The organism is Streptomyces sp. NPDC007929 (assembly GCF_042959065.1).
Lineage (GTDB): Bacteria > Actinomycetota > Actinomycetes > Streptomycetales > Streptomycetaceae > Streptomyces.
Genome location: NZ_JBIBKD010000002.1, coordinates 23,224 through 48,861, shown reverse-complemented (window position 1 = coordinate 48,861; position 25,638 = coordinate 23,224). Strand labels below are relative to the sequence as shown.

General features: G+C 72.9%; 15 protein-coding genes. 11 read left to right on the top strand and 4 right to left on the bottom strand.

Going from position 1 to position 25,638, the window contains the following annotated elements; translation table 11 throughout:
- The first annotated feature begins 45 nt into the window (after positions 1-45).
- The 4 genes from ACFZDE_RS05050 to ACFZDE_RS05035 all read left to right on the top strand — a co-directional run bounded on the left by ACFZDE_RS05050 (position 46) and on the right by ACFZDE_RS05035 (position 7,959).
- Positions 46-2,244 (top strand): CDP-glycerol glycerophosphotransferase family protein, encoded by a 2,199-nt coding sequence (locus ACFZDE_RS05050; RefSeq protein ID WP_391197559.1) that lies wholly within the window; start codon positions 46-48, stop codon positions 2,242-2,244.
- Between the two features lie 8 nt (positions 2,245-2,252).
- Positions 2,253-4,493 (top strand): CDP-glycerol glycerophosphotransferase family protein, encoded by a 2,241-nt coding sequence (locus ACFZDE_RS05045; RefSeq protein WP_391197557.1) that lies wholly within the window; start codon positions 2,253-2,255, stop codon positions 4,491-4,493.
- A complete protein-coding gene (locus ACFZDE_RS05040) occupies positions 4,490-6,328 on the top strand; it encodes a hypothetical protein (RefSeq protein WP_391197555.1) in 1,839 nt (612 codons plus the stop codon). Before ACFZDE_RS05045 ends, ACFZDE_RS05040 begins: the two co-directional genes overlap by 4 nt.
- A 71-nt stretch (positions 6,329-6,399) precedes the next feature.
- Complete coding sequence (locus ACFZDE_RS05035; RefSeq protein ID WP_391197553.1) at positions 6,400-7,959, top strand: hypothetical protein; 1,560 nt, start codon at positions 6,400-6,402, stop codon at positions 7,957-7,959.
- Between the two features lie 79 nt (positions 7,960-8,038).
- On the opposite strand, the gene ACFZDE_RS05030 is transcribed toward ACFZDE_RS05035, so the two are convergent.
- Positions 8,039-8,452, bottom strand: coding sequence for an organic hydroperoxide resistance protein (locus ACFZDE_RS05030; protein WP_033308229.1), 414 nt, complete (start codon positions 8,450-8,452; stop codon positions 8,039-8,041).
- Positions 8,453-8,547: 95 nt separating this feature from the next.
- Here ACFZDE_RS05030 and ACFZDE_RS05025 point away from each other — a divergent pair, with 95 nt between their 5' ends.
- Complete coding sequence (locus tag ACFZDE_RS05025) at positions 8,548-9,069, top strand: MarR family transcriptional regulator (protein WP_391197551.1); 522 nt, start codon at positions 8,548-8,550, stop codon at positions 9,067-9,069.
- A gap of 68 nt (positions 9,070-9,137) precedes the next feature.
- Here the strand turns inward: ACFZDE_RS05025 and ACFZDE_RS05020 are convergent, their stop codons facing one another.
- Positions 9,138-10,928 carry a hypothetical protein gene (locus tag ACFZDE_RS05020; RefSeq protein WP_391198879.1) on the bottom strand — a complete coding sequence of 597 codons (1,791 nt, stop codon included), beginning with the start codon at positions 10,926-10,928 and terminating at the stop codon, positions 9,138-9,140.
- A 157-nt stretch (positions 10,929-11,085) separates the two neighbouring features.
- Here ACFZDE_RS05020 and ACFZDE_RS05015 point away from each other — a divergent pair, with 157 nt between their 5' ends.
- Both ACFZDE_RS05015 and galE read left to right on the top strand, forming a co-directional pair.
- Positions 11,086-12,777, top strand: coding sequence for a glycosyltransferase (locus ACFZDE_RS05015; RefSeq protein ID WP_391197548.1), 1,692 nt, complete (start codon positions 11,086-11,088; stop codon positions 12,775-12,777).
- A gap of 71 nt (positions 12,778-12,848) precedes the next feature.
- Complete coding sequence (galE, locus tag ACFZDE_RS05010) at positions 12,849-13,829, top strand: UDP-glucose 4-epimerase GalE (protein ID WP_391197545.1); 981 nt, start codon at positions 12,849-12,851, stop codon at positions 13,827-13,829.
- A 119-nt stretch (positions 13,830-13,948) separates the two neighbouring features.
- Here the strand turns inward: galE and ACFZDE_RS05005 are convergent, their stop codons facing one another.
- The gene (locus ACFZDE_RS05005; protein ID WP_391002986.1) at positions 13,949-14,575 is read right to left on the bottom strand and encodes a TetR/AcrR family transcriptional regulator C-terminal ligand-binding domain-containing protein; all 627 of its coding nucleotides are present in this window, start codon (positions 14,573-14,575) and stop codon (positions 13,949-13,951) included.
- Positions 14,576-14,759: 184 nt separating this feature from the next.
- On the opposite strand from ACFZDE_RS05005, the gene ACFZDE_RS05000 reads away from it, so the two are divergent.
- From ACFZDE_RS05000 to ACFZDE_RS04985, 4 genes are all read left to right on the top strand, one after another.
- Positions 14,760-15,671 carry an ABC transporter permease gene (locus ACFZDE_RS05000; protein ID WP_391197543.1) on the top strand — a complete coding sequence of 304 codons (912 nt, stop codon included), beginning with the start codon at positions 14,760-14,762 and terminating at the stop codon, positions 15,669-15,671.
- Positions 15,664-16,482, top strand: a complete 819-nt coding sequence (locus tag ACFZDE_RS04995) for an ATP-binding cassette domain-containing protein (RefSeq protein ID WP_391002982.1) — start codon at positions 15,664-15,666, stop codon at positions 16,480-16,482. Before ACFZDE_RS05000 ends, ACFZDE_RS04995 begins: the two co-directional genes overlap by 8 nt.
- Positions 16,483-16,579: 97 nt before the next feature.
- Positions 16,580-18,775 carry a CDP-glycerol glycerophosphotransferase family protein gene (locus ACFZDE_RS04990; RefSeq protein WP_391197540.1) on the top strand — a complete coding sequence of 732 codons (2,196 nt, stop codon included), beginning with the start codon at positions 16,580-16,582 and terminating at the stop codon, positions 18,773-18,775.
- On the top strand, positions 18,772-20,418 hold the full coding sequence (locus ACFZDE_RS04985; RefSeq protein ID WP_391197537.1) for a glycosyltransferase: 1,647 nt from the start codon (positions 18,772-18,774) through the stop codon (positions 20,416-20,418). The genes ACFZDE_RS04990 and ACFZDE_RS04985 overlap by 4 nt, the downstream gene beginning before the upstream one ends.
- Before the next feature lie 126 nt (positions 20,419-20,544).
- Here ACFZDE_RS04985 and ACFZDE_RS04980 read toward each other — a convergent pair whose 3' ends face one another.
- Positions 20,545-25,494, bottom strand: a complete 4,950-nt coding sequence (locus ACFZDE_RS04980) for an NAD-glutamate dehydrogenase domain-containing protein (RefSeq protein WP_391197534.1) — start codon at positions 25,492-25,494, stop codon at positions 20,545-20,547.
- Positions 25,495-25,638: the final 144 nt, after the last annotated feature.

Sequence of the window (25,638 nt, the reverse complement as noted above, 5' to 3'; positions counted from 1 at the left end):
CGTGAAGACCGCCCCGGGCAGAGCGCCCTCGACAGAAAGAGCAGAATGCCCCGCTTCAGCATCGTCGTCCCGTCCCATGGTGTCGCGGGCCGGCTGTCCTTGGCGCTGGACTCCGTCCTCGCCCAGTCGTTCGGCGACTTCGAGCTGATCCCGGTGTGCGACGCACCCGACGCACCCGCGGCGGACGTCGTCGCCGGGTACGCCGAGCGGGACTCCCGGGTGACGCCGGTGCATTCGCCGCCGTCGGCCGGCCTGGCCGGGGCGCGCAACGCCGGGCTGAAGGCGGCGGTCGGCGGCCACGTGCTGTTCCTGGACGGCGACGACACCCTGGTTCCGGGGGCGCTGGCGGCCCTGGACGCCCGGCTGGGCGCGGTCGGCGCCGTCGACGTCCTGTACTTCGAGCACGAGCGCACCCCCTGGTGGGAGGGCGAGCCGACCAACCCGGCGGCACCCCTGCTCGCCCGTGCCCCGAAGGGCGCCTTCTCCCCCGGCCGGGCCCCGTGGCTCACGGGCGTGACGCTCCCGGCGTGGAGCGCGGTCTACCGCCGGGCCTTCCTCACCGAGGAGCATCTCGCCTTCCCCGGGGACCACTTCACCGACGTCGGCTTCGGCGGTCTGGTCACCTTGCGGGCGGAGCGGGTGGCGGCCCTGCGCGCGATCGTCGTCCGGCACCTGCTGCGCCGGCAGGGCAACCGGCTGGGCCTGCCCGGCGAGCACCACACCGAGCTGCTGGACCAGACCGAGCTGGTGCTGACCCGGGCCGCTGAGCGGGACCTGCCGGCGGACCGGCGGAAGCCGCTGTTCGAGCAGCTCTTCGCCGCCGTACTGAAGACGGCCGCCCACCCCCGGCGGCTGACGTCCGGACGCCGCGACTTCTTCCGGCGGGCCAGCGCGCTCTACCGGCGCCACCGCCCCGCCGGCTACCGGGCGCCCGGCGGCAGCGTCGGCGTCCAGCACCGGCTGCTGGCCTCCGGGTCGTACGCGGCGTTCCGCTCGCTGCGCGCCGCCCACCGGACGGCGGCGCGGGCCGCCGCGCTGCTGCCCCGCCCGCGGGGGCTGCGCACCCGGCTGCGCTACGCGGCCGCCCTGCGTCTCCCGCTCGACCGCAACCTCGTCGTGTACTGCGCGTACTGGGGCCGCGGCTACGCCTGCAACCCGGCCGCGATCCACGCCAAGGCCCGCCTCCTCGCGCCGCAGTTGCGCGGGGTGTTCCTGGTGGAGCCGGACGCGGTGGGCAGCGTGCCGCCGGGCGTCGAGCACGCGGTGATCGGCAGCCGGAAGTACTGGAAGGTGCTGGCCCGGGCGAAGTACCTGGTCAACAACGCCAACTTCGCGGACGCCGTGGTCAAACGGCCCGGCAGCGTGCACCTCCAGACCCAGCACGGCACCCCGCTGAAGACGATGGGCGCCGACCAGGCGACGTACCCCGTGGTGGCCGCGGCGACCGGCAGCTTCGCCAGGCTGCTGGCCCGGGTGGACCGCTGGGACTACAACCTGACCTCCAACCGGCACTCCACCGAGATGTGGGAGCGGGCGTTCCCCAGCGCGCACGAGACCCTTGAGTACGGCTATCCGCGCAACGACGTCTACTGCACGGCGTCCGCCGACGACGTCGCCCGCGTCCGCAAGGAACTGGGCGTCCCCGACGGCAAGAAGGCCCTGCTGTACGCCCCCACGCACCGCGACTACGCCACCGGCTTCGCCACCGGCCTGGACCTGGCGGAGTTCTGCGAGGCGATCGGCGACGAGTACGTGGTGCTGCTGCGCGCCCACTACTTCTACGACCAGGGCGCCCACCGAGGCGGCGGGCGGATCATCGACGTCACCGGGCACCGCTCGTCGGAGGACGTCTGCCTGGCCGCGGACGCGCTGATCACGGACTACTCGTCGATCATGTTCGACTACGCCAACCTGGACCGGCCGATCGTGGTGTACGCCGACGACTGGGAGGTCTACCGGGAGACCCGGGGCGTCTACTTCGACCTGATGGAGCTGCCGCCGGGCCGGGTCGCCCGGACACCGGAGGAGCTGGCGGCCGTCTTCCGCGACGGCACCTGGGCGGACGGGACCGCCACGTCGCTGCGGGCCGCGTTCCGGGAGCGGTTCTGCCAGTTCGACGACGGCCGGGCCGCCGAGCGCGTCGTACGCCGGGTGCTGCTGGGTGAGCCGCCCGAGTCGATCCCGCCCGTGATCCCGCTCGCGGAGCGCGTCCCGGCCCCCGCCGCCACCCTCGTAAGGAGCTGACCGAAGAAGTGCCCCGCTTCAGCATCATCGTCCCCGTCTACAAGGTGCAGGGCTTCCTGCGCGAGTGCCTCGACTCGGTGCTCGGCCAGTCCCACGGCGACTTCGAGGTGATCGCCGTGGACGACCGCTCGCCCGACGGCAGCGGCGCGATCCTCGACGAGTACGCCGCCCGCGACGACCGGGTGCGGGTCCTGCACCTGCCGGAGAACGTGGGCCTCGGCCGGGCTCGCAACGCCGGTCTCGCGCAGGCGGCCGGCGACTACGTCCTGTTCCTGGACAGCGACGACCACTACACACCCGGTCTGCTGGCCGCCGTCGCCGCCCGCCTGGCGATGACCGGCGACCCGGACATCCTGGTCTTCGACCATGTCCGCACCCACTGGTGGGGCCGGGGCGGGCGCAGCGAGGCGGCGGACCTGCTGGCCGCGGCGGGCCTGGAGACGTTCGACGTCCGGGAGAGCCCGCAGTATCTGAAGCTGTTCCTGGTCGCCTGGAACAAGGCCTACCGGCGGGAGTTCCTCCAGGAACACGACCTCCGGTACGCGCCGGGGCTGTATGAGGACGCGCCGGTCACCTACCGATCGATGGTGCTGGCCGACCGCATCGCCTGCCTGGACCGGATCGGTGTGGAGTACCGGCAGCGCCGGCAGGGCGCCATCACCAAGACGCCCGGGCGCCGGCACTTCGACATCTTCCCGCAGTACGAGGGGCTGTTCGCGTTTCTGGAGCAGCGCCCCGACCTCGACTGGGCGCGGCCGCCGCTGCTGGAGCGGGCGCTGGACCACATGCTGTTCGTGCTGGCCCGCGAGGACCGGGTCCGGCCCGCCGACCGGGGCGACTTCTACCGCGAGATCCGCTCCTTCCACCGCCGTCACCTCCCCGAGGGCGGTTTCCCGCTGCCGGACGGCTGGCGCGGCGCGGAGATGCGGCTGCTCGCCTCGGTGCCCTACGCGTCGTACGCGGCGGCGCGCGGGCTGCGGGACCTGCGCGCCACGGCCCTGGGCGGACAGCGCAGGGTGGCGAAGAGGGCGTCGGAGACGGCCCTGCGCGGCTGGTACGGGGCCCAGTCGAAGCGCCCGCTGGATCCGCACCTCGCGGTCTACTCGGCGACGCATCACCGGGGGGTGAGCGGTGATCCGGCCGCGATCCACGCCAAGGCACGCGAGATCGCCCCGCACATCCGGGGCGTGTGGGTGGTCCGTCAGGACGCGGTGGACACGCTGCCGCCCGGCGTCGACCATGTGACGCCGGGCTCGCGGCGCTACCACGAGGTCATGGCCCGGGCCACGTACTGGGTGAACAACGTCAACTGGCCCGGCACCCTGGCCAAGCGGCCGGGCAGCGTGCACATCCACACCCACCAGGGCACCCCGCTGAAGTACATGGGCGCCGACCTGCTGTCCAAGCCGGGCGCCCGGCACGGCTTCGACGTGCCGCGGATGCTGCGCCGCGCCGACCGCTGGGACTACAGCCTGGTCGCGGGGCGGCACGCGGAGCGGGTGTGGGAGCGGGCGTACCCGTGCCACTTCACCTCGCTGCGCACCGGCAGTCCACGCAACGACGTGCTGGTCGGGGCCGGTCCGGAGCGGGCCCCGGAGGTGCGCGAGCGGCTCGGTGTGCCGGCCGGCGACACGGTCGTGCTGTACGCGCCGACCCGGCGCGACTACCGGCGGGGCGGCCATGTCGACCGCTTCGACCTGGCCCGCTTCGCCGCCGACCTGGGGCCCGGGCACACGCTGGTCGTGCGGCTGCATCCCTCCCTGGCCGGGGGCATCGCGAGGGGGCTCGGCCTGTCCGACCTGCACCGGCGGGGCGTGCTGGTGGACGCGACCGACGAACCGCACGTCGAGGACGTGCTGCTCGCCTCCGACGTGCTGGTCACCGACTACTCCGCCCTGATGTTCGACTACGCGCTGCTGGACCGGCCGATCGTCGTCCACGCCGACGACTGGGGGGCGTTCGCGGCGAGCCGGGGCGCCTACTTCGACATCACGGCCGACGCTCCGGGCCATGTGTCGCGCTCGTACCGGGAGCTGGCCTGGCTGTTCGCCTCCGGCACCTGGCAGGACGCCGAGGCGGCTCGGCTGCGGGCGGGCTTCCGGGAGCGGTACTGCGAGTTCGAGGACGGGCGGGCCGCCGAGCGGGTCGTCCGGCTGCTGATGCTGGGCGAGCGGGGCGGGGCGCTGCTGCCCGCGGCCCGCCGGACCGAGGGTGTCCGCACCCGTTCCGGGGCGCTGATCGAGAGATGAGAACTCCCGCGACCCCCGAGGCCGCCCCCTCCCTGCCCGGTCAGCGGGCCCTCTCGGCCCGTCCACCGACGGTCGGCGAGCCGCGGCGGAAGGTGCGCCTGTGGCACGCCGCCCTGGTCGCCGTGCCCACCACGGCGCTGTTCGTGCTGGGCTACCGGCGCCGCTGGATCTGCGACGACGGGCTGATCTATCTGCGCCCGGTCCGGCAGATCCTGGCGGGCAACGGGCCCGTGTTCAACGTCGGGGAGCGGGCGGAGAGCTCGACCGGCACCCTGTGGCAGTGGCTGCTCGCCCTCACCACCTGGGTCACCGGCGAGGACCCGGCGTTCCTCGCGGTCGGGCTCGGTCTGCTGCTGAGCACCGCCGGATTCGCGTTCGCCCTGCTCGCCACCTGCCGGTTGCACCGGGGCGCCGGGCCGCTGCTCCCGGCGGGTGTGTTCGTGCTGCTGGCGGTGCCGCCGTTCTGGTCGTACATGACCTCGGGTCTGGAGAGCGGTCTGGGCGCCTTCTGGACCGGCCTGTCGTGGTGGCTGCTGACGCGGACCCGGCGCGGCCAGGAGGCCCGCCTGACGTGCGCGGCCGCCTTCGTGTTCGGGCTGGGCCCGCTGGTCCGGCCCGATCTGGCGGTGGTCACGGTGTGCTTCCTGGCGGCCCAGTGGTGGGTGCTGCGTCCCTCCCGGCGGGGCACGGCGGCGTTGCTGGCCTCGGCGGGTGCGGTGCCGCTGGCGTACGAGGTGTTCCGCGCCGGGTACTACGGGATCCTGGTGCCGCTGCCCGCCATCGCCAAGGAGGCGAGCGCCAGCGACTGGAGCCGGGGCGCCGGGTATGTGCAGGAGACGCTCGGGCCGTACTGGCTGTGGCCGGTGGTGCCGGTGCTCGCGGCGCTGACCGTCCTGCTGGTACGGCGCGCCCGCCGGGACCGGCGCGGGGGCGCCCCGGGGCGGGCCTCGCTCGCGGTGCTGCTGGCGCCGCTCGCGGCCGGTCTGCTGCTGGCCGGGTATGTCGTGCGCGTAGGCGGCGACTACATGCACGCCCGCATGATCCTGCCCGCCCTTCTGCTGCTGCTCCTGCCGGTGCTGGTCGTGCCCGCGACCAGGGTCACCGGCGTGGCGGGGGTGCTGCTGGTGGTGTGGCTGTGCGCGGCGGTCAGCCCGCTGCGGGCGCCGTTCGACGTGCGCAGCACACCCGGGTCGTTCAATGTGCGCAGTTCCGACGTGGAGGGCCTCGGCGACCACAACCCGGTGCGCACCGGCACCTGGGTGGCCAACTGGCCCGCGCTGCCGGAGGGGCGCGCCATGCTGGCCCGGGCCGAGCGCGCGCCGGGGCCGACGCTGCTGTACTTCGACGCCGCGCGGCGACTGCACGCCACGCCGATGCGGGCGGACTCCCCGTACCACGTGGTGATCGTGGGGCGTCACCTCGGCGTGACGGGGGCCGCGGCGCCACTGGACGCCTATGTCAACGACGCCTGGGGGCTGGCCAGTCCGATCGGCGCGCATCTGGCGCTGGAGCGGTGGAGCTGGCCCGGGCACGAGAAGTTCCTGCGCAACCACTGGGTCTTCGCCGAGTGGGCGGCCGAGCAGCCGCCGCGGCGCGACCTGCTGCGCGCCGGGGCCTCGCGGGAGACGGTCGAGGCGGCCCGGGCCGCGCTGGGCTGCGGTGACCTCGCGGAGCTGAGGAAGTCGGTGCGCGCCCCGCTCACCGCCGAGCGGTTCTGGCGCAACCTCACCGGGTCGGTGGAGCGGACCCGGTTCCGGTTCGCCCGCTGGCCGGCGGCGGCGCAGCGGGCGCTGTGCGACCGACCGGCAGGTGGCGGTAGCGGCCTCACCCGATGAAGTGATCCGGGGTCAGGGCAGGCGTAGGGCGGGAACATTCGGCGCATGCCCCAGACCCCTTCCCTCCTCCTGTGAGCGCCCCGGTCCTGGTCCGGCGGGCGGTGCGCGGCGCGACGGCGCTGCGCGGCGGCCGTGCCGGGAGACTCACCCCGTACCGGTTCTACGGCGCCCTGTTCTGGCTGGTGATGACGCTGGCGTACTGGCGGGTCCCGCTGTGCTGTGACGCCGGGCAGCACGCGGCGGTCGTCGAGCGACTCACGGACGATCTGCTGCACCCGGCCCACTCCATGGCGGACCTGCCGGGCGAGGGCAGCCCGTACTACGGGCCGTACGCCGTCGCCCAGGGCGTGCTGGCGCGGCTGACGGGGCTGTCGGGCTGGGAGGTCGTGAAGCTCGCCGGGCCGGTGCATCTGCTGGTGCTGCTGACGGGGATCGGCCGGTTCGTCAGGACCCTCACGCCGCGCCCCTGGGCGCCGGTGTGGGCCCTGCTGTTCATGACGCTGCTGTGGGGCACCGCGCGGATCCTGTGGAGCGGCTACCTCGGGCTGATGCCGATGACGACGAACCTGGGCTACCCGTCCGCCCTCGCCATCGGGCTGACGTTCTGGGCGTGGGCCTGGACGGGCACCCGCGCGCGGGACGACGCCCCCGCGGTGCGGTTCGTCGGCCCGAGCGGGCTCGGCGGCTGGTGGGGGTACGCCGGGATCGGCGCGCTGTACGGGCTGATCCTGCTCACCCACCCCATCACGGCCGCCTCGGCGCTCACCGGGGCGGTGGCGATCGTGGCGGCCCGGCAGCGCGGCCGGCGCCGGGCGGTCGTGGCGCGCTGGGCGCTCGCCGGGGCGGTCTGCGCCGCGATCGCCCTGAGCTGGCCGTACTACGACGTCCTGACGCTGGTGGACGACACCGGCATGGACGCGATGCACCGGCAGCTGTACGAGGGGATGCTCGCCAACTCCTGGCTCGCGCTGCTGGGGCTGCCCGCGCTGTGGGTCCGGGCGCGCGGGCCCGGGCGTGATCCGCTGGTGTGGATGTTCGTGCTGGGGTGCGTACTGGTGGCGTACGGCTGGGTGAGCGGGCACTACACGTACGCCAGGGCGCTGTGGGCCGTGCTGGTGCCGTTGCAGTTCGCCCTGGCGGTGGAACTGGCGGCGCCCCGGCCCTGGCGGTGGGCCCGGCGGGTGCTGGGCGGGGCGGCCGTGGCCGGGGTGTGCGTCGGGTTCGTCACCGTGCACGCCGGGGCGGTGGTGCCGCGCTCGGTCGACCCGGTGGGGTTCGCCCAGCCGACGCGCTGGCCGTCGTACGACTGGGCCGCGCGGCACATCGGGTCCGGCGAGGTGGTGATCACCGACGGGTACTTCGCCAGTCACTCGATCGCCGGGTACGGGCCGAACCTCGCCGCGCCCATCTGGCCCGACCCCGCGCTGGACGAGTCGGAGCGGGAGCGCCGGGCGGCCGATGTCCGCGCCTATCTCGCCCCCGGTTCGACCCGCGCCGAGCGGTTCGCCGTCGTCCGCCGCTATCACGTGCGCTGGCTGCTGCTGACGCGCTGGCACCCGGTGCCCGAGGAGGCGGTGGTGGTGGCGTGGAGCAGACGGACGGGGGAGGTGCTGGCGCGGGTCGGGGGGTGAGCCTCGTCGGACTTCGGGGTCACTCGATGGCTCTCGGGATCACGCGATGGCCATCGGGGTTGCTCGATGGCTCTCGGGATCACTCGATGACGAGGTCGACCTCGATGTTGCCGCGGGTGGCGTTGGAGTACGGGCAGACCTGGTGGGCCTGCTCGACGAGCTTGCGGCCGGTCGCCTCGTCCACGCTGTCGGGCAGCTCCACGCGGAGGGTGACGGCGAGCCCGAAGCCCTCGCCCTGCTTGCCTATGGAGACCTCGGCGGTGACGGCGGCGTCGCTGACGTCGACCTTGGCGGCGCGGCCGACGAGGCCGAGGGCGCTGCCGAAGCAGGCGGCGTAGCCGGCGGCGAAGAGCTGCTCAGGGTTGGTGCCCTGGCCGTTGCCGCCCATCGCCTGGGGCACGCCCAGGGCGAGATCCAGCACGCCGTCGGAGCTGACGGCCCGGCCGTCGCGGCCGTGGGTGGCGGTGGCGACAGCGGTGTAGAGCGCGTCCATGGAAAACCTTCCCTCTCACGTCAACGTTCGGCGGCCCGGTCCCGGGCCGCCTGACACCCAGAATTAGAGCACACAATTGAGTTGTGTGCAATTAAATGACGGGTACGAGCTATCCTGGACGCATGAACACGCCCGACGACGACTGGCTCCGCCTCGACCAGCAGATCTGCTTCTCCCTGCACGCGGCCTCCCGCGCCTTCAACGGCGTCTACCGCGGGATCCTCAAGGACCTCGGGCTCACGTATCCGCAGTACCTGGTGATGCTGGTGCTGTGGGAGCACGACGAGCTGCCCGTGAAGAAGCTCGGCGAGCACCTGCGTCTCGACTCGGGCACGCTGTCGCCACTGCTCAAGCGGCTGGAGGCGGCCGGTCTGGTACGCCGCGAGCGCAGCGCCCGCGACGAGCGGTCGGTGGAGGTGCGACTGACCGAGGAGGGCGTCGCGCTGCGTGGGCGGGCGCTTGAGGTGCCGCGCCGGATCGCGTCCTCGACCGGCTTCCGCCCCGACGAGATCCGCACCCTGCGCGCCCGTCTCGACGAGCTGACCACCGCGCTGGACGCGGCGGCGGCGCTCGCGGAGACGGGGGGCGGCCCGCCCACCGCCACCGAGCGGCCTTAGGGGTCCTTTCACCATGAGCGTCCGACCCGGACGGGCATAGTGAAAGGACCCCTTGGCGGCAGCGGGCGCTACGGCGCCGGACGGGGTGAGAGCCGGGCGCCGAGGGCCGGGGTGCCGGCCGAGACGACGGGCGGCAGGGCGTCGACCGGTCGGCGAGGGGCGTCCCCGGGGCGGCGGCGGACGTAGAGACGCAGGAGTACGTCGTCGCGGACGCGTTCCTTCCGGACGTGCTCCTCGCGGACGGTGAAACACTCCGCCAGCACGGCGAGTTTGGTGCGCTCGACCGGGTCGGGCGGTGCGTGGCGCGGGTCGAGGGCGGATCGCGCGGCGACGACCCAGACGCGGTCCACCGAGGCGAGCCGCCGCCGTAGCTCCCCGGGGTCCGCCTCCAGCCCCCACAGCGTCCCGGAGCGCGGCGCGGACTCCCGCAGCGCGATGTCCCGGACCTGCTGGAACCCCTTCGGGTAGGCCAGCGCGGCGAGCCTGCCGACCGACGGCACGAACAGCACGGGGTCGCCGGGGCGCATCTGACGGAGAGCGAGCGCGGACACCATGGCGAGGTTGTCGGGCCGGTGAGCGGCGGAACGGTCCTGCCGGTGCACGGGAAGCTGGCTCACGAAGGTGCCGGCGACGGCGAGCACGCCGGTGACACCGAGCAGAACCCGCACCTGACGCCCACCGACCCGCACCCGCCGTCCGTCGAACCGCGTTCGCCGCGCAGGAACCTGCGTCCGCCGCCCGTCGAACCGCGTTGGCCGCGCACGGACCTGCGTCCGTCGCCCGCCGAACCGAGCCTGACGGCCGCCGACCCGCGTCAGCCACCCGACGAACCCCACACGCCGCGCGCCGCGCCACACCCGCCACGCGTGAAACCACCCTCGCCCCCCACCGACCCGCACGCGCCGCCCGCAGAGCCGCACCCGCCCCTCACCGACCCACACCCGCCCCACCGCCCGCCCGACACGTCCCGCCCCGGTCGCGACCAGCAGGGACGCGCCCGCCAGGGCGTAGAGCACGTAGCGGTCGTGGTAGAGCGGACGGACCTGGGACACGGTCATCAGGATGCCCGGCGGCACCAGCAGCAGCGGCAGCGCGACCACGGCCGTCCGCCGGTCCCGCAGCCCCACCGCCATCAGCAGCAGCGCCGTCCAGAACACCGGCCCCGTCGGGCCGGGCGAGAAGTTCCGGGCCAGTCGCTCGACGCGGTCCCAGCCCGGCGGCTCCAGCCACGCCACCTGAGCGGCCTGCCCCTGCGACACCCACACCAGCGGCAGCACGAGCAGCGCCACGGCGCCCGCCGCACGACCCCAGCCCGCCCACACCCTCCTCGGCACCCGCAGCAGGGCCAGCGTCACCGCGTGCGCGGCCAGCACCGGCACCGCCAGCTCGTGCAGCACGCAGGTCGGCGCGAGGACCGTCCCGTACGGCCACCAGGCCCGGGTGCTCCCCGCGTCCACGGCCCGCACCAGCAGCAGCGTCGCCCCCGCCACCCCCGCCGCGACGAGCGCGTACGACCGCCCCTCCTGGGCGTAGTGGCCGGTCATCGGGGTGATCGCGTAGAGGACCCCGGCGCCGAGGCCGACCCGGGGCCCGGCCAGCCGGACGCCCAGGGCCGCGACCAGCCCGGCGGCCGCCGTCGCCGCGCACACCGACGGCAGGCGCAGCACGACCTCGCCCGGGTGGACGGTGAGGACGGCGTGCATGAACAGGTAGTACAGGCCGTGCACGGCGTCCACGTCGTGCAGCAGCCGCCAGATCTGCGGGACCGTGCGCCGCGCGACCTGGAAGGTGACGCTCTCGTCGCCCCACATCCCGCCGCGGTCCAGCCCCCACATCCCGACCGCGAGCATCACCACCATGGGCACGGCCACCGGCGTCACCCCCACGCCGAACCCGCCGCTCCCCCTCGACCGTCCGCTCTTCACGGCCCGATTCTGTGCCGAATATGAGGTATTGCGGCTGTTTGATGGTGTGTTAGCACTTTCATGTCATTCGCCCGGCTTACCATCCGCCGTGATGAATGCCGACAGTGAGACCGCCAGGGCCACCGCGGGGCATGCCGCGGGGCACGACGTGGGGCCGCCCGCCGAGGTCGCCGTCGTGGTGATCGGTTACGACGACGCCGCACATGTGACGGACGCCGTGCGCTCGGCGCTCGCCCAGGGCGCGGCCGTGCGCGAGGTCGTGGCCGTCGACGACTGCTCCAGGGACGGCAGTGCAGGCCTGCTGGAACGGCTGTCCGCCGCGGAGCCACGCCTGAAGGTGATCCGCCGCCGGGCCAACAGCGGCGGCTGCGGCACCCCGCGCAACACCGGCCTCGACGCGGTGACCTCGCCGTACGTGATGTTCCTGGACAGCGACGACGTCCTGCCGCCCGGCTCGGTCGACGCGCTGCTGGCGGCGGCGGAGGGTGCGCACGCGGAGGTGGTGAGCGGCCTGTGCGTGCGCCGGGAGCTGCCCTCGGGGCGCGAAGTCCCCTGGCAGCCGCGCCTGTACGCCATGCACGCCGTGGTGCCACGCCCCGCACGGCGCCCGCGCCTGGTCCACGACACGCTCTGCGTCAACAAGCTCTACCGCACCGCCTTCCTGCGCGCGCACGGCATCCGCTTCCCCGAGGGCCGCTTCCCGTACGAGGACGTCGTCTTCACCGCGCGCGTCCTGGCCGCCGCACCGCGCATCGCCCTGATCCCGGACCGGGTGTACGTCTGGCACGTGCGCCGGTCGCAGGCGCGGCTGTCGATCTCCCTGGACCGTTCCGGCGTAGAGAACTGGCGGTCCCGGACACAGGCGTGCCGCCAGGCGTACGAAGTGCTGCTGGGCGCCGGGCAGAAGGAACTCGCGCGCACCGCGCGCGCCAAGTTCCTCGACCACGACCTGCGGATGTACGTGCGTGAACTGGGGTTGCGCGACACCGCCTACCAGCGTGCGTGGTGGGAGCTCACGCGGGCGCACCTCGCGGAGTACGACGCCGACGACTGGGCGCGCAGCCCGGCCGCTCCCGGCCGGCTGATCGGGCGGTTCGTCCTGGCCTCCCCGGAGCCCCGCGACCTGCCCCGGCTGCGGGAACTGGCGGCCCGCCCCGCCCGGCTGTACCCGCCGTACGCCCGCGCCGAGGACGGCACGCCCGTCTGGTCGGACGCGGTCCCGCAGGTATCCCTGGAGCCGCTGCGGGCCCGGCCGGTGCGGGCCCTGCCCCTCGCCGTGGACGCGGAACTGCGCCCGGGCGCGCGGGGCACCCGGCTGCGGCTGCGCCTGCACGAGCTGTACGGGCGGGTGGCGCAGTCGGGGCCGGAGACGGTGGACGTGGAGTGGCGGCACCGGGACGACGGGGACGTGGTCGTCGGGGGCCCGAGGCTGACGCTCGCGCCCTGCGCGGGGGCGCCAGGAACCGGCGAAACCGCCGGTTCCCCCGAGGCCTGGTCGGCGGAGGCGGCCGTCGATCTCCTCGCACCTGCCGCGCACGGCGTCGGCACCTGGGACCTGCGCCTGCGCATCCGCTTCCGGGACGGCGCGAGCCGGGACGTCACGGCGCACGCCCTGACAGGCGCCGGTCTGCTGCGCCGCCGCGCCGTCCCGAGCGCCCGGCACGGCGTGGTACTCGTACAGCCGTACGCCACTCACTCCGGCGCGCTGGCCCTGCGGGTGGCGCCCGGCGTACGCGGGGTGCTCTCGGTCGTACGCGCACGACTGCGCCGCCTGCTTCACTGAGAGCACCAGTCCGCGACGGAGCAGCGCACCGCACCACCACCACGGGCGAACTGACGAGGGGACGGCCGCACATGACCTGGTTGATCACCGGCGGCGCCGGCTACATCGGCGCGCACGTCGTACGGGCGATGACCGCGGCGGGCGAACAGACGGTCGTGTACGACGACCTGTCCACCGGCATCGCCGAGCGCGTGCCCGACGGGGTGGCGCTGGTGGTGGGCTCGACCCTGGACGCCGAGCGGGTCGCCCGCACCCTCGCCGACCACGAGGTCACCGGCGTCGTCCATCTCGCGGCGAAGAAGCAGGTGGGCGAGTCCGTGGAGCGGCCGTTGCACTACTACCGGGAGAACGTCGAGGGCCTGCGCACCCTGCTGGACGCCGTGACGGCGGCGCAGGTGGCGTCGTTCGTCTTCTCCTCCTCGGCGGCGGTGTACGGCATGCCCGACGTGGACCTGGTCACGGAGGAGACGCCCTGCCTGCCCATGTCGCCGTACGGCGAGACCAAGCTGGCCGGTGAGTGGCTGGTCCGCGCGACGGGCCGGGCCACCGGGCTGTCGACGGCGTCCCTGCGCTACTTCAACGTGGCGGGCGCGGCGGCTCCGGAGCTCGCGGACACCGGCGTCCTCAACCTCGTACCCATGGTGTTCGAAAAGCTCACGCAGGACGCGCCGCCGCGCGTCTTCGGCGACGACTACCCGACCCCGGACGGCACCTGCGTCCGCGACTACATCCACGTCGTGGACCTGGCCGAGGCCCATGTCGCGGCGGCCCGGGCCCTGCGCTCCTCCCCCGGCCGCGACCTCACGCTGAACATCGGCCGGGGCGAGGGCGTCTCCGTCCGGGAGATGATCGACCGCATCAACGCGGTCACCGGTCACGCCCGTCCGCCCGCGGTCGCACCCCGCCGCCCGGGCGACCCGGCCCGGGTCGTCGCCTCCGCCGACCGCGCGGCGGCGGAACTGGGCTGGAAGGCCCGGCTCGACGTCCAGGACATGATCACGTCCGCCTGGGAGGGGTGGCTGCGCCTGCACCCGGAGGCGAGGCGGGGCTGAACACCGGGGCGGGCCTGACCGTCACGCCCGGCCCGTGGCACCCCTCACGCCCGGCCCGTGGCACCCCTCACGCCCGGCCCGCGGCTCCCCTCACGCCCGGCCCGCCGCGCTCGCACCCCTCACAGCGCCCGCAGCGCCTCGGACGTGGCGCGCGCCAGCGACCCCAGGTACCCCTTCGGCAGCCTGGGGTTGCGGATCACCACCGAGCGCCAGTACAGCGGGCCGGAGATCAGGTCGAGCGCGAGGTCGTGGTCGATGCCCTCGCGCAGCTCGCCCCGGCGTTCCGCCGCCGTCACGATGCCGGTCGCCACGCCGTCCTGCCCCTCGCGCAGGGCCTTCTGCATGGCCTCGGCGATCTCGGGGTTGCGAGCCGCCTCGGCCTGGAGGTCGGGGATGACCTGCGAGGCGACGGGGTGGCGCAGCGCGCGGGACGTCACCTCGTAGAGGAGGCGCAGGTCACCTTCGAGGGAGCCGGTGTCCGGCGCGGGCAGGCCCTGCACGGCGAGCGCCGAGACGATGTCGAGCACCAGGTGCAGCTTCGAGCGCCAGCGGCGGTAGACCGCCGTCTTCCCGACCCCGGCCCGGCGCGCGATCCCCTCGATGGACATCCGCGCGTACCCGACGGCCGCGAGCTCCTCGAAGACGGCCGCCCGGATCGCCTCCGTCACGTCCTGACGCAGTACGGCCGCCCCCGCGGGGGCCCGGCGGCGCGGGGGCTGCTGGGGCTCGTCGGGCTTCGTCGTCATGCCGACAGCATAGGGCGTCACGACGAAACGGTTGCGTTCCGACGTTCGACCGTCGTACGCTCCCGTTACGACGATACGGTCCCGTCCCGACGTAAGAATCCGTGAAGAGTCCGGTAAAAGCCCCCCTCCTTCCCTGCTCTTCGCGGCGTCCTGGTCCCACACCCCCCGAGCGAAAGCAGCGGATGTGAGCACGGTCCTCCACACACCGCCCCAGCCCCCGGCCCCGGCCGACGACCTCACGGCCCTCGCCGCCCGCCACGACCTCTCGGTCAGCGGCGCCCGGCCCTCGCTGCCCGAGTACGTCCGCGGACTGTGGGCCCGCCGCCACTTCATCACCGCGTTCGCCACCGCCAAGCTCACCGCCCAGTACAGCCAGGCGAAGCTGGGCCAGGTCTGGCAGGTGATGACCCCGCTGCTCAACGCGGCGGTCTACTACTTCATCTTCGGCGTGCTGCTCGGCACCAAGCACGGCGTGCCCGACTACATCCCGTTCCTGGTCACGGGCGTGTTCATCTGGACGTTCACACAGAGCTCGATCATGGCGGGCACCCGCGCCATCTCCGGCAACCTCGGCCTGGTGCGCGCCCTGCACTTCCCGCGCGCCGCGCTGCCGATCTCCTTCTGCCTCCAGCAGCTCCAGCAGCTGCTGTTCTCGATGGGCGCGCTGGTCGTCATCCTGCTCTGCTTCGGCGTACCGGTCGGCGTGTCCTGGCTGCTGGCGCTGCCGGCCCTGGCGCTGCAGTTCACCTTCAACGCCGGCGTCTCGATGATCATGGCCAGGTGGGGGGCCAAGACCCCTGACATCGCGCAGTTGATGCCGTTCGTGCTGCGCACCTGGATGTACGTCTCCGGTGTCATGTGGAGCATCGACAAGCTCGCGCAGAACGACAGCCTGCCCCACGCGGTGAAAGTAGCGCTGGCGGCCAACCCGGCCGCCGTCTACATCGACCTGATGCGCTTCGCCCTGATCGACAGCTTCCACGCGAGCCAGCTCCCCGCCCATGTGTGGGCGCTCGCCGTCGGCTGGGCGCTGGTCGCCGGCATCGGCGGCTTCATCTACTTCTGGAAGGCTGAGGAGACGTACGGCCGTGGCTGAGCACCCGAACGAGCAGGTCCCCACCGTCGTCGCCGACCGCGTCGACATCGTCTACCGCGTCAACGGCACCGGCGCCGGACGCGGCTCCGCGACCGCCGCCCTCAACCGCATCGTGCGCCGCAGGCAGACCGAGAAGGCATCGGGCGTGCGCCGGGTGCACGCGGTGAAGAACGTGTCCTTCGTCGCCTACCGGGGCGAGGCCATCGGCCTGATCGGCACCAACGGCTCCGGCAAGTCGACCCTGCTGAAGGCCGTGGCGGGGCTCCTCCCCGTGGAGAACGGCCGCATCTACACCGACGGCCAGCCCTCCCTGCTCGGCGTCAACGCCGCTCTGATGAACGACCTGACCGGCGAGCGCAACGTGCACCTCGGTGGCCTGGCCATGGGCATGTCCCGCGAACAGATCCGGGACCGCTACCAGGAGATCGTCGACTTCTCCGGCATCAACGACAAGGGCGACTTCATCACCCTGCCGATGCGGACGTACTCCTCCGGTATGGCGGCGCGTCTGCGGTTCTCCATCGCCGCCGCGAAGGACCACGACGTCCTGCTGATCGACGAGGCGCTGGCCACCGGCGACCGCTCCTTCCAGAAGCGCTCCGAGGCGCGCATCCGCGAGCTGCGCAAGCACGCGGGCACGGTGTTCCTGGTCAGCCACAACAACAAGTCGATCCGCGACACCTGCGACCGGGTGCTGTGGCTGGAGCGCGGGGAGCTGCGCATGGACGGGCCGACGGAGGACGTCCTGAAGGAGTACGAGGCGTTCACCGGCGACAAGGCGCCCAAGGCCAAGGCCGCTGCCCGCGCCTGAAGGTCGCCGTTCCCTCGTGAGGCCCACCCGATCGGCCCTTTTGTCTCATTGATGGCAGCATGACCGCATACCGTCGGCTGTGAGAGGGGGTCCCGTGATGGCCGAGCTCAGTGTCGTCGTCCATGGGCCGAACGTTCAGGACCATCTGACGGAACTCCTCGACTCCCTCGCCGCCCACTGCCTCCCGGACGCCGAGGTGATCGTGGCGGCGGTCGGCGACTGGGCCCGGGAGACGGCCGAGCGGCACGCCCCCGACATCCAGGTCGTGCCGCTGCCGGACGGCACGGGCGACGCCGCGGCCCGGGCGGCGGGCGCGGCCCGGGCCTCCGGCCGCTGGCTGCACTTCGTACGCGCCAAGGACGGCCTGCCCCCCGGCACCCCGCGCACGGTCGCCGAGCGGGTCGCCGAACTCCCCGACGAGGTCGACGTCCTCCTCCTGGACCACGTCCGCAGCACCTGGCACACCTCCGGCATGCCCTCCCCGGACGGGCCGCTCCTCGCCCGGGCGGGCCGCGCCGACGTCGCCCTCGACGACAGCGCCCCGCTGCTGCGCCTGACCCCGCTGCTCGCCACCCGCGTCCTGCGCGCGGACTTCTGGCGGGCCCACGCCTCGCGGATCGGCATCGACGACGAGCCGTACGCCGCCCGGGCCGCCCTGCTGCTCGCCGACCGCGTCGCCTGCCTGCCGCACGTCGCCTACGAGGACCGCCGGCTGCGCCCCGCGAGCCTGCCCCCGGTCACCCCCGAGCAGCGCTACGGCCTCGTCGAGCGCTACGAGTCGCTCCTCGACCTCGCCCGCGACCGGCGCGCCGCGCACACCGTGCTCTACGACCTCATGGTCCGCGACTGCCTGCGCACCTTCGCGCGCGGCGGCATGCCGGAGGACGTCGCGCGGGAGTTCTTCCGCCGGGCGTCCCTGGCCGCCCTGCGCCGCCGCCCCGAGAACCACCGCCGCCCGGCCGGGCTGGAGGGCGTCCGCCACTCCCTGCTGGAGGAGGGCGCGTACACGAAGTACCGCGCCTTCCAGGCCGTCAACCGCACCCGCCGCAGCGCCAAGTCGGCCCTGCGCACCCGCAAGCGCCAGGCCGGGGCGAAGCTCCGCGACCACCAGTACCGCAGGGCGCTGGCCCGCCCGGTCAACCCCCACCTCGCGGTGTTCGCGGCGTACTGGAACCGCGGCGTCGCCTGCAATCCCGCCGCGATCGCCGCCAAGCTCGCCGAACTGGCCCCGCAGATCCACGCGGTGTGGGTGGTCACCGAGGAGAACGCGGCCCTGCTGCCGCCCGGCACCGACCACGTGGTGCCCGGCAGCCGCCGCTACTGGGAAATGCTGGCCACCGCCAAGTACCTCGTCAACAACGTCAACTTCCCGAACGCGGTGGTCAAACGCCCGGACGCGATCCACCTCCAGACCCACCACGGCACGCCCCTGAAGCGCATGGGCATCGACCAGCTGGCGTTCCCGGCCGCCGCGCAGGGCCTGGACTTCCGGGCGCTGCTGGAGCGCGTCGACAAGTGGGACTTCAGCGTCTCCGCCAACAGCCACACCACCCGTATGTGGGAGCGGGCCTACCCGTCGCGCTATGTCTCCCTGGACCACGGCTATCCGCGCAACGACGTGTACTACACGGCCGGCGCCGATGTCGTGCGCGCCGTCCGCGACCGGCTCGGCATCGCCCCGGGCCGCCGCGCCGTCCTCTACGCGCCCACCCACCGCGACTACGAGGCCGGCTGGACCCCGCGCCTGGACCTCGCCGCCCTCGCCGACCGCCTGGGCGACGACACGGTCCTGCTCGTGCGCGGCCACTACTTCTACGGCGGCGCCGCCTCGCCACTGACCAACCTGCGCCGCACCGGCCGGATCATCGACGTCTCCTCCTACGACCCGGTCGAGGAACTGTGCCTGGCGTCCGACGTCCTGGTCACGGACTACTCCTCGATCATGTTCGACTACGCCAACCTCGACCGGCCGATCGTGATCCACGCCGACGACTGGGAGACGTACCGCACCACCCGCGGCGTCTACTTCGACCTCATGGACCAGGCCCCGGGCCCGGTCGCCCGCACCCAGCGGGAGCTGACGGAGATCCTCACCAGCGAGGCCTGGCGCGACGAGGGCGCGGCGAAGACCCGGGCCGTCTTCCGGCGCCGGTTCTGCGAGTACGACGACGGACGCGCCGCCGAACGCGTCGTCCGCCGGGTCTTCCTCGGCCAGGACGGACCGAACCTGCCGCCCGTGCTGCCGATCGAGGAACGCACTCCGGCCCCCACCCCCCAGGAGGCGACCGCATGAGCACCCCCGACGTCACCGTGACGGTCATCGTCTACAACGACGCCGAACGCCTCCCCCGCGCGGTGGAGTCGGTGCGCCGCCAGACCCACGCCAACCTCGAGATCATCATCAGCGACGACCACTCCACGGACGCGACCCCGGCGGTGGCGCAGCGGCTCGCCGCCCAGGACCCGCGCATCCGCCATCTGCGCCTGGAGCGCAACAGCGGCGGTTGCAGCGCCCCGCGCAACCGCGCCCTGCGGATCGCGCGGGCGCCGTTCCTGATGTTCCTCGACAGCGACGACGAACTGCCCCACAACGCCGTGGAACTGCTGCTCGCCGCGCACCGCGAACGCGAGATCGACTTCGCGATGGGCGCGGTGCAGCGGGTCCGCGTGGACAACGGCCGTCGCTCGACGTGGATGCCGCACCTGGTCGCCGAGCGCCGCACCCTCGACGGCATCGAGGCCGACCCACGGCTGCTCTTCGAGCACCTGTCGACCAGCAAGATGTACGCCCGTGCCTTCCTCGACCGGCACGACCTGCGCTTCCCCGAGGGCATCCACTACGAGGACCAGCTGTTCTCGGCGCAGGCGTACTGCCTGGCCAAGACCTTCACGATCGTCCCGGAGCCGGTCTACCGCTGGTACGTGGCGCCCTTCGCGGCCTCCGAGACGGCCTCGATATCCAACCAGCGGCACAAGCTCGCCAACGTCCGCGACCGCGTCCATGTGCAGCGCCTCATCGACGCGTTCCTGGCCGAGAACGGGCACGAGTCGCTGCGCGAGGACAAGGACCACAAGTTCCTCAAGCACGACTTCCGGATGTACGCCGGTGATCTGCCCTACCGCGACGACGCCTGGCTGACGTCGTTCGCGGACCTCGTCACCCCCTACCTCGACACGCTGACGCCGGGTGCGTTCGCGCGTCTCCCGCGTGCCGAACGCGTCGTCGTCCAGCTGGTACGCGACCGCCGCCTGCCGGAGGCCCGCCTGGCCGCCCGGGGTCTCGGCCACGGAGTGGGCCCGAGACGCGTGACCACCGACGCGGACGGCCGAACCTACTGGGGGGAGCGCATCCCCGAGTCCGAATGGGCACGCCGTGAACTGGACGTCTCCGACCTGGATCTGGAGACCCGCCCCTTCCCGAGCGCCCAGTTCCGCCACGAGATCACCGAGATCACCCGGGGCCCGGGCGCCTCGATCGACCTCGCCGTCCGCACCTACGACCCGGCGCTGCGCCTCCCCGTCGGCCCGCAACGGGCGACGCTCCTCATCGCCCCGGGCGGCCGCCGCCTGCGCGTCCACTTCCGTCTCTCCCCGGTGCGCCCCGGCCTCTTCGAGGGCCACGCCCACCTGGACCTCGGGGCGGCCTCACTCCCCGTCCAGGGCTTCGCGGGCATCCGCCACCCCCTGCTGCGCCTCCAGCACCAGGGCCTCTCCCACACGGGCCTGCTCCTGGCCCCCCTGACGTTCCCGCCGCTGACCACCCGCGTCCCCTCCCACCGTCTGACGGTGGAACCGGAGGGCCACGCCCCGGGCCGCCTCCAGGTCCGCTGGGAACCGGTGGGGATCACGGCACGGGTGATCCGCCCGACGGTGCGCAAACTGGCCCGGCCGAAGGTGAAGAAGGCCCTGCGTCTGGCCGCGAGCGCACTCAAATAGTCCTGGGCCTCGGTGCCCAGGGCTTCTGGCGCCCGGGGCCTCCGGGTGACCAGGTTCTCTGGTGCCCACGAACAGGTGCCCCGGGCCGCTCGGCCCGGGGCACCTGTCACGTCGTACGCCCCGCCGCTACGAGTGCGTGCGCAGCAGTGTCCTCATCGTGCGCATCGCCACCGACAGGTTGGCGAGGTCGAACGACTCGGAGCCCTGGATCTCCTCCAGCGTGGCGCGGGCCCGGCCGAGGATCGCCGCGTTCTTCTGCTCCCACGCCTTGTAGCGCTGCTCGGGCGTCGAGGTGCCGTTGCCCACCGCCAGGACGTCGGCGGTCACCGCCGCGTGCGCCGCGTACAGGTCCTCGCGGATCGCCGCACGGGCCATGGACTGCCAGCGGTCGGCGCGGGGCAGCTCGGAGATGCGGTCCATGAGCTGGGTGATGCGCAGCCGGTCGGCGAGGTCGTAGTAGACCTCGGCGACGTCCAGCGGCTCCCGGTCCATGCGGTCGGCGATGGAGACGATGTCGAGCGTCGGGAAGGCCGAGGAGAAGCCCGCCACCCGCGTGGCGAGTTCGTCCGGGACGCCGACGCCCGTCAGTTCGTCGTAGATCTTCCCGTACCACTCCAGGTCGGCGCCGCGCAGCAGCTTCGGCAGCTGCGACCAGACCTGCTCGACGCGGTCGGCGAAGAAGTCGACGGTGTCGGCCAGTTGCAGCGGCTGCGGCCGGTTGTTGAGCAGCCAGCGCGTGCCGCGCTCCACCAGGCGGCGGGCGTGCAGCCGGATACGGGTCTGGACCTCCGCCTCGACCTTGTTGTCGAGTGCCTCCACCCCGTCCCACACCGGGGACTGGCGGAAGATCGCCCGCGCGGCGGTCTGCGCCCGCACGATCTCCTCCAGCGACGCGCCGGTCTCCTCGCGCAGCCGGTGCAGATACGTCGTACCGCCCGTGTTCACCGTGTCGTTGACCAGCACGGTCGTGGTGATCTCACGGCGCAGCGGGTGGCTGACGAGGTGCTCGGGGAACTGCTCGCGCAGCTCGGTCGGGAAGTAGGCGTGCAGCAGGGTGCTCAGGTACGGGTCGTCCGGCAGCGAGGTGTGCAGCAACTCCTCGGCCACCGTGATCTTCGTGTACGCCAGCAGTACGGCCGTCTCCGGGCCGGTCAGGCCCTGGCCCTGGGCGAGCCGCTCGCGGATCTGCCGGTCGGTGGGCAGGAACTCCAGCGCCCGGTCGAGGTGACCCTCCCTGACCAGGTGCTTCATGAAGCGCTGCTGGGCGTGGAGCATGGCGCCGGACTGGGCGAGGGCGTTGGCGATCGCCGTGTTCTGCGCGTAGTTGTTGCGCAGCACCAGGCGGCCGACCTCGTCGGTCATCTCGGCGAGCAGCTTGTTGCGCTGCTTGACGGTCATGTCGCCGTCCCTGACCAGGCCGTTGAGCAGGATCTTGATGTTCACCTCGTGGTCGGAGGTGTCCACGCCGGCGCTGTTGTCGATGGCGTCGGTGTTGATCCGGCCGCCGTGCAGCGCGAACTCGATCCGGCCGAGCTGGGTCAGGCCGAGGTTGCCGCCCTCGCCGACGACGGAGACGCGCAGATCCGCGCCGTCGACCCGGATGGCGTCGTTGGCCTTGTCGCCGACGTCCGCGTTGGACTCGGTGGAGGACTTGACGTAGGTGCCGATGCCGCCGTTCCACAGCAGGTCCACCGGGGCGCGCAGGATGGCCTTCATCAGGTCGGCCGGGGTCAGCTTGGTGACCTTGGCCTCGATACCGAGGGCCTCTCGGATGTGCGCGTTGACCGGGATCGCCTTGGCCGTGCGGGGGAAGATGCCGCCGCCGGCCGACAGCAGCTCCGTGTTGTAGTCCTCCCAGCTGGAGCGGGGCAGCTCGAACAGGCGGCGGCGCTCGGCGTAGGAGGTGGCGGCGTCCGGGTTCGGGTCGATGAAGATGTGCCGGTGGTCGAAGGCGGCCACCAGGCGGATGTGCTCGGAGAGCAGCATGCCGTTGCCGAACACGTCACCGGACATGTCGCCGATGCCGACGACCGTGAAGTCCTCGCTCTGGGTGTCGACGCCCATGTCGCGGAAGTGCCGCTTGACGGACTCCCAGGCGCCGCGGGCGGTGATGCCCATGCCCTTGTGGTCGTAACCGGCGGAGCCGCCGGAGGCGAAGGCGTCACCGAGCCAGAAGTTGTAGCTGTCGGCGACCTCGTTGGCAATGTCGGAGAAGGTCGCGGTGCCCTTGTCGGCGGCGACCACGAGGTAGGTGTCGTCCTCGTCGTGCCGGACGACGTCCGCCGGGGGCACGACCTCGCCGGCGACCATGTTGTCGGTGATGTCGAGCAGCGCCGAGATGAACGTCCGGTAGCTGGCGATGCCCTCGGCCATCCAGGCGTCACGGTCCACGCTCGGGTCCGGCAGCTGCTTGGCGACGAAGCCGCCCTTGGCGCCCACCGGCACGATGACGGTGTTCTTCACCATCTGCGCCTTGACCAGGCCGAGGATCTCGGTGCGGAAGTCCTCACGCCGGTCGGACCAGCGCAAGCCACCGCGCGCGACCTTGCCGAAGCGCAGGTGCACACCCTCGACGCGCGGCGAGTACACCCAGATCTCGAACGCCGGGCGGGGTGCCGGCAGGTCGGGGATGGCCTGCGGGTCGAACTTCATGGAGACGTAGTCGTGCGGCTTGCCGCCCGCGGCCTCCTGGAAGAAGTTGGTCCGCAGCGTCGCCTTGATGACCGTCAGGAAGGACCTGAGGATCCGGTCCTCGTCGAGCGAGGCCACCTGGTCGAGGGCCGCGTCGACCTCCTCCAGCAGCGCGTCCACGATCTCGTGTCCCGCGCGCTGCCGGTCGGGCGACATCCGCGCCTCGAACAGGGAGACGAGCAGACGGGTGGTGTGGACGTTGTTGCGGAGGGTGTCCTCCATGTAGTCCTGGCTGAACGTCGACGCGGCCTGGCGCAGGTACTTGGCGTACGCCCGCAGGACCACCGCCTGGCGCCAGGTGAGCCCGGCGCTCAGCACCAGGGCGTTGAAGCCGTCGTTCTCCGCCTTGCCGGTCCAGGTGGCGGAGAAGGCGTCCTGGAAGCGCTCGCGGGCGTCGTCGCCGAAGTGGTCCCCGCCGTTGGCGCGGGGCATGCGCAGACCGAAGTCGTAGATCCAGGCCACACCGCGGTCCGCGCAGCGCAGCTCGTACGGCCGCTCGTCGACCACCTCGACACCGAGCCGGTTGAGGACCGGCAGGACGGCCGAGAGGGAGATCGCGTCGCCCGTGCGGTAGATCTTGAAGCGGCGCTCCTCCGGGGCGGCGCCCACCGGCTCGTAGAGGCTGAGCGCGAAGTCGTTGTCCGCCTCGCTGTACAGCTGCTCCAGGTGGACGAGGTCGGCGACCGCGGCGCGCGGGTTGTGGTCGGCCTTGTAGCCCTCGGGGAAGGCGTGCGCGTAGCGGCGCATCGCCTCGGCCGCGTGCTCCTCGCCGAGCTCGGCGTTGAGCGCCTCGGCGAAGGCGTCCTCCCAGGAGCGGGCGGCCTCCACCAGCCGGGCCTCGATGCGCTCCTTGTCGGAGTCGGACAGCTCCGGCAGTTCGGTGCCCTGTGGGACCCGGACCACGAAGTGCAGACGGGACAGGATCGACTCGGTGTTCCAGGCCGTGAAGTCGACGCTGATGCCGCCCAGCTCCTCCTTCAGGATCTCGATGATCCGCAGGCGGACGGCGGTGGTGTAGCGGTCGCGCGGGAGGTAGACGAGGGCGGAGTAGTAGCGCCCGTACTCGTCCTGGCGCAGGTAGAGCCTGAGGCGCCTGCGCTCCTGGAGGTAGAGCACCGAGGTGACGATGGCCCGCAGCTCGTCGGCCGGGGTCTGGAAGAGCTCGTCGCGCGGGTACGTCTCCAGGATCTGCGTCAGGTCGCGGCCGTCGTGGCTGTTGGGCGAGAACCCGGCACGCTCCAGGACCTCCTCGACCTTGCGCCGGATGACCGGGACCCGGCGCACGGACTCGGTGTAGGCGGCGGAGGAGAACAGTCCGAGGAACCGGCGCTCGCCGATCACGTTGCCGTCGGCGTCGAACTTCTTGACGCCGATGTAGTCCAGGTACGACGGCCGGTGCACGGTGGACCGGCTGTTCGCCTTGGTCAGCACGAGCAGCTTGTGCTCGCGCGCCTTGGCCCGGGCGTCGGCGGGCAGCCGCTCGAACGACGGGCTGACCGGGTGGCTCTCCTCCCCGGCGTGCTGCGGGTCCGCGCGCAGTATGCCGAGCCCGGTGCCGGGCACGGCGGCCAGCGAGTCGTCGGCGCGCAGCTGGTACTCGCGGTAGCCGAGGAAGGTGAAGTGGTCGTCGGCGAGCCAGCGCAGCAGCTCACGGGCCTCCTCGACCTGGGGGCCGGGCAGGTCGTCGGGGATCGGCTCGTCCGGCAGCCCCTCCGCCAGCCGGATCGCCGCCTCGCGCATCTTGCCCCAGTCCTCGACGGCCTCGCGGGCGTCGGACAGCACACGCAGCAGATCGGCGGTGATCTGCTTCAGATCGGCCCGGTCGGTCTCGCGGTCGATCTCGACGTGGATCCAGGACTCGACGTGCGCGTCGTGGGGGAGGTCGCCGGTGGGCCGGGTCGACAGGACCTCGATGAGCTTGCCGGTGACATCGCGCCGCACCACGAACTGGGGGTGGATGACGACGTGGATCCCGCGCCCCTGGCGCGTCAGCTCATTGGTGACGGAGTCGACGAGGAAGGGCATGTCGTCGGTGACGACCTCGACCACGGAGTGGCTGCAGGTCCAGCCGTTCTCCTCGACCGTGGGGGTGTGCACCCGGACGTTCGCCGTGCCCTGGGGGCGGTTCTCGGCCAGCCGGTAGTGCGATACGGCGGCTCCGAAGACGTCGACCGGGTCGCGGTCGGTGAGGTCCTCCGGGGCCGTGTGCAGGTAGTAACGCTGGAGGAACGTGAGGAGGGTCTCGCGGTCCGGGGCCTTCTGGGCGTCTGGGGTCTCCTCGCCCGTCGACCCGGTCGGTAGGTGCCCCCCGACCGGGCTGTTCTCAGCAACCCGGGCGGCCCTCTCGAGCAACTCGGCCTTGGCTTCGTCCAGCTTGGTCTGCATTGTCCTCTGGCTCCTGTCGCGCGCCGTTGCGTGACGTAGAAGGAAGTACGGCCTCTGCGCTTGCGGCCTCACGTCGTGACACGGGGTATCCGGTCTGTTCCGACGCTATGCCGCAAGGTGAGACGAGCGGGGATGTCTGAGCCA

Coding starts and splice junctions, on each gene's coding strand:
- ACFZDE_RS04985 (WP_391197537.1), top strand. CDS start 18,772: ATGAGCACCCCCGACGTCACCGTGACGGTCATCGTCTACAACGACGCC.
- ACFZDE_RS04990 (WP_391197540.1), top strand. CDS start 16,580: ATGGCCGAGCTCAGTGTCGTCGTCCATGGGCCGAACGTTCAGGACCAT.
- ACFZDE_RS05030 (WP_033308229.1), bottom strand. CDS start 8,452: ATGGACGCGCTCTACACCGCTGTCGCCACCGCCACCCACGGCCGCGAC.
- ACFZDE_RS05005 (WP_391002986.1), bottom strand. CDS start 14,575: ATGACGACGAAGCCCGACGAGCCCCAGCAGCCCCCGCGCCGCCGGGCC.
- ACFZDE_RS05015 (WP_391197548.1), top strand. CDS start 11,086: ATGAATGCCGACAGTGAGACCGCCAGGGCCACCGCGGGGCATGCCGCG.
- ACFZDE_RS05020 (WP_391198879.1), bottom strand. CDS start 10,928: ATGGTGGTGATGCTCGCGGTCGGGATGTGGGGGCTGGACCGCGGCGGG.
- ACFZDE_RS05040 (WP_391197555.1), top strand. CDS start 4,490: ATGAGAACTCCCGCGACCCCCGAGGCCGCCCCCTCCCTGCCCGGTCAG.
- ACFZDE_RS05025 (WP_391197551.1), top strand. CDS start 8,548: ATGACGGGTACGAGCTATCCTGGACGCATGAACACGCCCGACGACGAC.
- ACFZDE_RS05050 (WP_391197559.1), top strand. CDS start 46: ATGCCCCGCTTCAGCATCGTCGTCCCGTCCCATGGTGTCGCGGGCCGG.
- ACFZDE_RS04980 (WP_391197534.1), bottom strand. CDS start 25,494: ATGCAGACCAAGCTGGACGAAGCCAAGGCCGAGTTGCTCGAGAGGGCC.
- galE (WP_391197545.1), top strand. CDS start 12,849: ATGACCTGGTTGATCACCGGCGGCGCCGGCTACATCGGCGCGCACGTC.